Annotated in this window: 5 protein-coding genes; all 5 read right to left on the minus strand. The window is 72.8% G+C overall.

The window, feature by feature from the left end:
• Window positions 1–1,033, minus strand: a 1,033-nt coding sequence (locus VJR25_RS02240; RefSeq protein ID WP_324112077.1) for an acylneuraminate cytidylyltransferase, incomplete at its 3' end; no start/stop codon positions are given.
• Entirely contained in the window at window positions 1,030–2,388 is a 1,359-nt protein-coding gene (locus VJR25_RS02245; protein ID WP_324112080.1) for a polysialyltransferase family glycosyltransferase, read from the minus strand. The genes VJR25_RS02240 and VJR25_RS02245, both read right to left, overlap by 4 nt.
• A 1-nt stretch (window position 2,389) precedes the next feature.
• The gene (locus tag VJR25_RS02250; protein WP_324112082.1) at window positions 2,390–3,361 is read right to left on the minus strand and encodes a glycosyltransferase family 2 protein; all 972 of its coding nucleotides are present in this window, start codon (window positions 3,359–3,361) and stop codon (window positions 2,390–2,392) included.
• A gap of 110 nt (window positions 3,362–3,471) precedes the next feature.
• Window positions 3,472–4,914, minus strand: coding sequence for a CCA tRNA nucleotidyltransferase (locus VJR25_RS02255; protein ID WP_324112084.1), 1,443 nt, complete (start codon window positions 4,912–4,914; stop codon window positions 3,472–3,474).
• A gap of 182 nt (window positions 4,915–5,096) precedes the next feature.
• The coding region (locus tag VJR25_RS02260; protein WP_324112086.1) for a methyltransferase at window positions 5,097–6,476 on the minus strand (1,380 nt) is incomplete at its 5' end.

Below are 6,476 nucleotides of genomic sequence, written 5' to 3' on the forward strand. Positions count from 1 at the left end.
AGCCGACGAGTTCCATGGCCGGCAGGTCGTTGACGTCGTTGCCCAGGTAGGCGACGCGATCGAGCGCGATCCCGGCATCCTGCGCCCACGCGGTGAGGGCGGCCGCCTTGTCGTCGATGCCGTTCAGCACGGGGACGCGCAGCTTGGCGGCACGTGCCCGCACGACGGGGTTCGTCTCGGTGGAGAGGATCAGCACCGGGATGCCGGCCCTGCACAGCAGGCCGACCCCCATCCCGTCGTTCCGGCCGACCCGCACCTGCTCGCGCCCGTCGGCGTCGACGAGCACCGAGTCGTCGGTGTGCACGCCGTCGAAGTCGGTGACCACGGCGTCGACGTCGATGGGTCCAGGCCGCTCGAGCAACGGCGCGAGGGCGGATGCCATCGCCAGCTGGTGCTCGTCGTCGATCTCAATGGCGGACGCCTCGGGCACCTCGATGATCGCGGTGCGTCCGAAGAAGCGGTGCCCGGCGGCCCGGAACCCGGCGGCGTCGAACGCGTAGAAGGCCCCGGTCTCGAGGTAGTGCGGGTCGCGGTCCTGCCGGCGGGGGCGGAACGCCGAGTCGTGGTTGATCGCGGCGGCCGTGCCGGAGGCATCCCGGCCCCAGAGGAACCCGTACGTCTCGACGGCGGAGAACGCGCTGTCGTACCCGTCGTCGCGGACGGCGGTCACGGCTTCGTCGATGCCGGCGCTCGGGATGAACGGCGACGTCGCCTGCACGAAGACGATGGTGCCGACCTCGAGGCCGGATGCCTCGAGCGTGTCGACGGCGTGCCGCACCGCGGACTCCGAGGAGGCCGTGTCGCCGGCCAGGTCCGCGGGACGATCCACGACCTGCGCGCCCGCGGCGGCGGCGACCGCCGCGATCTCCGGATCGTCGGTGCTGACGACGACCAGATCGACGCGTTCCGCCGCGGCGGCGGCCTGCACGGCACGGGCGATGAGGGGCATCCCGCCGACCCGGCGCACGTTCTTGCGCGGCACGCCCTTGGAACCGCCCCGGGCCGGGATGACGGCGACCACGATCCCGCTCATCGGCCCTGCAGCGCCTTCATCGCGCGGCCCAACCGGCGCTGGGCGCCGAGCATCGTCAGGCGCAGCTCTTCGAGCCGGGTGACATCGCCGCTCAGCGTGGTCGTGCGGGGGATGAAGCGGCGCCGGCCGCCCGGGAGCGCCAGCTCCGCCAGGCGTCGGCGCGCGAAGTACCGGTGCCGCTCCTGTTCGTCGAGCGACTGCAGCACCCGCTCGGCCCGCGGCCGCAGGTGCGCCATGATCACGGGCTGCATGCAGTAGCCGACGGCATCGACCAGCGCCTGCAGCGCGGCGGGCGTGCGGTACGGCGAGTCGGGCCGGGTGAGCGCGTCCACGATCGTGACCGGGATGCGGTTGCTGTTCTCGAACGGGTCCAGCCGCTGCAGCAGCAGGTCGGTGCCGGCAGAGGCGATCGGCAGGCCGAGCACGGCGCGGGCGCTCGTGAGCGCGGAGGAGAACCCGGCGACGACGCCGACGGTGTTCACCCGCGCGGCCAGCACCTCGGCCGGGGCGGGGCCGTCGTACATCGCCCAGGCGAGCCCGCGGGCGCGGGCGTGCGCCGCGAGGGCGCCGACGAGCGCGGGCGGCGCCGACGGATGCGGCTTGAACACCACGCGCTCCGCACCGAGGTCGCCGGCGCGGTCGATCATCTGGAATTGCATGTGCTGCTCTTCGTCCACCGTCACGAGGTCGAGCTCGGCGAGGTACTGGCCGAGCACGAGGGCGGTGGGGACGTCGGATGCGGCGAGCCGGTCGATCGCGGCATCCTGCACCGTCCGGTCGACCTCCTCGAGGATCGCGCGCACCCGCCCGGCCGCGATCGGCACGCGCACCGCGCCGGTCTCGGTGAACAGCACCGGCTCCACGCCGGGCACGACGTCCGCGTATGCCACGGCGCGCATACGACCGGTGATGCCGCGGCCCAGACGATCGCGGATGGGCGAGTAGGTCATCAGGCCGTCGCCGATGACCGTGAGCGGGGCGGCGACGAAGACAGCGGCGAGCGCGCGGGAGGGTGACACCTGCGGGCTCTGCAGGTAGAGCTCCACGGGCTCCTCGCCGAGCCCCCAGGCGGTGCGCAGCAGCCGCTCCAGCAGGGGCAGCTCATCGGCGGGAGGGCTCCACATCGTCGGCGGAATGGGAGCGATCAGTTCGTTGAGCGACACCACCCGGTCGAAGCGCGCGAGCAGCCCGCGCAGGGATGCCAGCTCGCCCGGCCCGGATCCCGTCTCCGGCACGAGAGCCGCATTCACCGACAGCAGGATGCGGTGGGACGTCTCGGGCACGGCACCCGCATCGATCGCCGCGGCGGCGGTCATCAGTCCATACGCCGAGTTGAGCACGAAGATCTGGGCCATGTCAGCGCGTCCCCCGGGTGAAGCGGGCCAGCATTCGCCGACGGGGCTCCGACATCCGGCGGAGGGCGTCGTCGACGTACTCCGCCGGCACCGCCGCGATGAGGTCGCGCACGCCGCGGCGCAGGTCGGTGCGCAGCGCCGGGGTCATCGCACGCGAGCGACGCAGATGGTGCGCGCACACGGCGAGCGTCGTCCATACCGCCTTCGGCATGTACAGGTCGGCGTGCTCGTCCGCTGCGACCACGTCCAGCGTCTGCGCGAACGCGGGCAGGAAGTCCAGCTGCCGGCGGTCGGCGATCTGGGTGAGGGAGGTCGTCACGCCGCGCCGGTACAGCAGGGCGGGGGCGTCGACGACGGCGAAGGACGTCGCGGTCAGGTGCAGACGCCAGATCCACGGACGGTCCTCCGCCGTGAAGAGGCCCTCCGGGAACGCCGCGAGGCCTTCGTCGATCAGGCGACGATGGAACATTCCCGCCCAGGCATACGGGTAGTCCACCATGGTGGTGTCGTCGTCCGGCAGGATCGCATCGCGGGGCGCGCACACCGTTCCCCGCCACGGGTGCGGTGCGCGCACGAGCTGCCGCCGTCCTTCGGTGACGGTCACGTGGTCGGTGCGCACGAAGTCGCAGTCGAGCGCGTGCATGATCTCGGCGAGGGCCGCGAGCCGGCCGGGCGCCATCCAGTCGTCGCCGTCGACGAAGCAGTAGAGGTCGCCGTCGACGTGCGCGAGGCCCTGGTTGCGTGCACTCGCGAGGCCCACCGGGGTCTCGTTGCGCAGCAGCTCCGCGGAGCCGAAGCGGGATGCCGCCTCCCGCATCCGCTCGCCGGTGTCATCGGTGGAGCCGTCGTCGATCGCGACGAGCTTGAGCGCGTCGGGATCGTCGAACTGACGCGCGAGCGTGGCGAGCGTCGTGCCGATGAAGGGGCCGGCGTCCTTGGCCGGCAGGATCACGGTGACCTGTGTGCCTGTCACGTCACTCCCGGTTCTGTCGGTGCACCGCGGGTGCGGTCTCACAGCAGACTCTCAAGCCCGGGTGACGCCCCGGCGACCCTCCGGCAACGCGTCGGTGAACGACGCCGCGCTCAGACCCGGGCGGCCCACCATTCGCGCAGGCGCCGTTCGGCCTCCTCCGCCGAGATCTCGCCCTCGTCCAGGCGGATGTCCAGCAGGAAGCGGTACGCCTCGCCGACGGCCCGGCCGGGTTCGATCCCGAGGATCTCCATGATCTCGGTGCCGCCGAGCGCGGGGCGCAGGGCGTCCAGGGCCTCCTGTTCGGCGAGTTCGCCGATGCGCAGCTCGATGTCGTCGTAGGCGGATGCCAGCCGGTCGGCCTTGCGCCGGTTGCGGGTGGTCACGTCGGCGCGCGTGAGGATGTGCAGTCGCTCGAGCAGGTCGTCGGCATCGCGCACGTACCGCCGTACGGCGGAGTCGGTCCACGCCCCCTCCGCATAGCCGAAGAAGCGCAGATGCAGCTCGATCAGACGCGCCACCGCATCCGTCGTCAGGGTGTCGAACCGCAGGTCCTTCAAACGTTTGCGCGCCATGCGCGAGCCCTTGACGTCGTGGTGGTGGAACGTCACCCCGCCACCCGCCTCGAGCCGCCGCGTGGGCGGCTTGCCGATGTCGTGCAGCAGGGCGGCGAGCCGCAGCGCGACGTCGGGCTCGGCGTCCGGGTTGCGCGCCTTCTCGAGGTCGATGGCCTGCTGCAGCACCGTCAGCGAGTGCTCGTAGACGTCTTTGTGGTGGTGGTGCTCGTCGACCTCCAGGCGCAGTGCCGGCACCTCGGGCAGGAACTCGTCCATCAGCCCGGTCTCCACGAGGATGCGGATGCCGCGGGTCGGGTCGTCGGTGCGCAGGATCCGCACCAGTTCGGCTTGGATGCGCTCGGCGCTCACGATCCGCAGCATCTCGCGCAGGCGCGTCATCGCCGCGAGGGTGTCGGGGTGCACGTCGAACCCGAGCTGCGACGCGAACCGCGCCGCTCGGAGCATCCGCAGCGGATCGTCGCCGAAGCTGACGGCCGGCTCGATCGGGGTGCGCAGGATGCCGGCCAGCAGGTCCTCGACGCCGCCGGTGGGGTCGACGAGTGTTTTCGCCGGCACGCGCAGCGCCATGGAGTTCACGGTGAAATCGCGCCGCACCAGATCACCGTCGAGGGTGTCGCCGAACTCGATGCTGGGCTTGCGGCTGAGGCCGTCGTACGCGTCGGCGCGGTAGGTGGTGATCTCCACCTGCTCCGCGGGGCTGCCGGGCACCTTCACGCGCGCCGCGATCGTGCCGAACGCACGGCCGACGTCCCAGGTCTTGGACGCGATCGGTCCGAGGATCCGCAGGATCTCGTCGGGGCGGGCGTCGGTGGTGAAGTCGAGGTCGTGTGTCGCGCGGCCCAGCAGCGCGTCGCGCACGGGGCCCCCGACGATCGCGAGCTCGTGGCCGGCATCGGCGAACGCCTTCGCGATCGCGGCGACCACCGGGGAGTCGGCGAGCGCGCCGAGCCGCGCGATCCCCTCGACCATATTGAGCATCCCTCGAGCCTATCCGCCGCCCCTGGGCACGCCCCGGGACGCCCCGACGGTGCCACCGCCGCTGCCACTGCGGCTGCCACCGCCGCGGCCCCGTCCTCCCGCCGTCTTCCGCTCACGTGTCACGAATCGCGGGTGGAACCGTGCGATCGTGACACCCGAGCGGACCGCGGCACGCCCGCGCGTCAGTCCGCGAAGCGCAGCATCCCGGTGAACAGCAGTTCCCGCACGCGCGGCAGCAGGTCCGCGCGCAGTGCCGCGGCATCCGCCTCGAGCAGCTGGGCGATCGCGTCGACGAGCGCCCCCACCGGCAGGTCGCCGTCGCACGCCCCGACGAGGGCGGCGAGCGCGGGGTCCACCTCGAGCACCCGGGCGAACCCGCCGCCCTGGCGCAGCTCGATGACGCTCGGCGCCTCGGCCCCGGGCAGGTGATGTCGCGCCTCCGTCACGTCGGGCGCGGTGAGCAGCACGGATGCCGCCACGTCGTGGTCGTCGAGGCCGCACACCCGGTCCCAGGCGTCCAGCGACCGCGCGAGCGCCGCGCCCAGACCGGCCTCCGCCAGGGGCTGCGGCATCCGCTCGTAGCGGGCCAGGGTCGGGGCGCCGTGCGTGGGGCGTCGCAGCAGCATGTATCCGAAGCCGATCTCGGTGACGCCGCGCGCCTCGAAGTCGTCCAGCCACGCACCGAGCATCCGGTCGTACTCCGCGGAGCCCGCCAGCGTCCCGGCGTCCCGGATCCACAGCTGCGCATACGCGACCGGGTCCAGGCGCTCGCGCTCGATCACCCACGCATCCAGCGGCACGTCCGACTCCGCGACCCATCCCCGCACCCGATCGAGGCCGCCGATGCCGTCGCGGGTCTCCCAGTTGCCGAGCAGCTGTGCCACACCGCCCGGCGCGAGTACCGAGCCGACCGTGCGGACGAACGACGCGGTGACCCCGTCGCCGACGCGCCCGCCGTCGCGGTATTCGTACGAGGGCATGCCCGCCCCTCGCGGCGTGATGACGAACGGCGGGTTGGACACGACCCGGTCGAACCGTTCACCGTCGACGGGCTCGAACATGTCGCCGCGACGCAGCTCGATGCCGTCCACGCCGTTGAGCAGTCCGTTCAACCGCGTCATCCGCAGCGCGCGCTCCGACACATCGGTCGCGACCACGGCGTCCGCGAAGAGCCGCGCACGCAGCGCCTGGATGCCGCATCCGGTGCCGAGGTCGAGCACGCGACCGGTCGGCACCGGCAGCTGCAGCCCCGCGAGCGTGAAGGACGCCCCGCCCACGCCGAGTACATGGTCTTCGGGCAGGGCGTCGTGCAGGGCCGCCTCGTCGAGGTCGCTGGCGATCCACCACTGGCCGGCGCCGGTGTCGTCCACCCAGTCCTGGGGGCGGATGAGCAGCTGCGGATGCACCAGCCCGCCGTCGCTCACGACGGCCCCCAGCCTCTCCAGCCCGCCCACGCCGGTGCCGGGGAGCGCGCGCTCGACCTCCGGCACCGGCACGCTGTCGCCGATCCCGAACAGGCGCGCGATCACCCCGACGCGTGCGCCGGCCTCGTCCGCCGCCGG

It is taken from the genome of Microbacterium sp. (genome assembly GCF_035277845.1).
GTDB lineage: Bacteria > Actinomycetota > Actinomycetes > Actinomycetales > Microbacteriaceae > Microbacterium.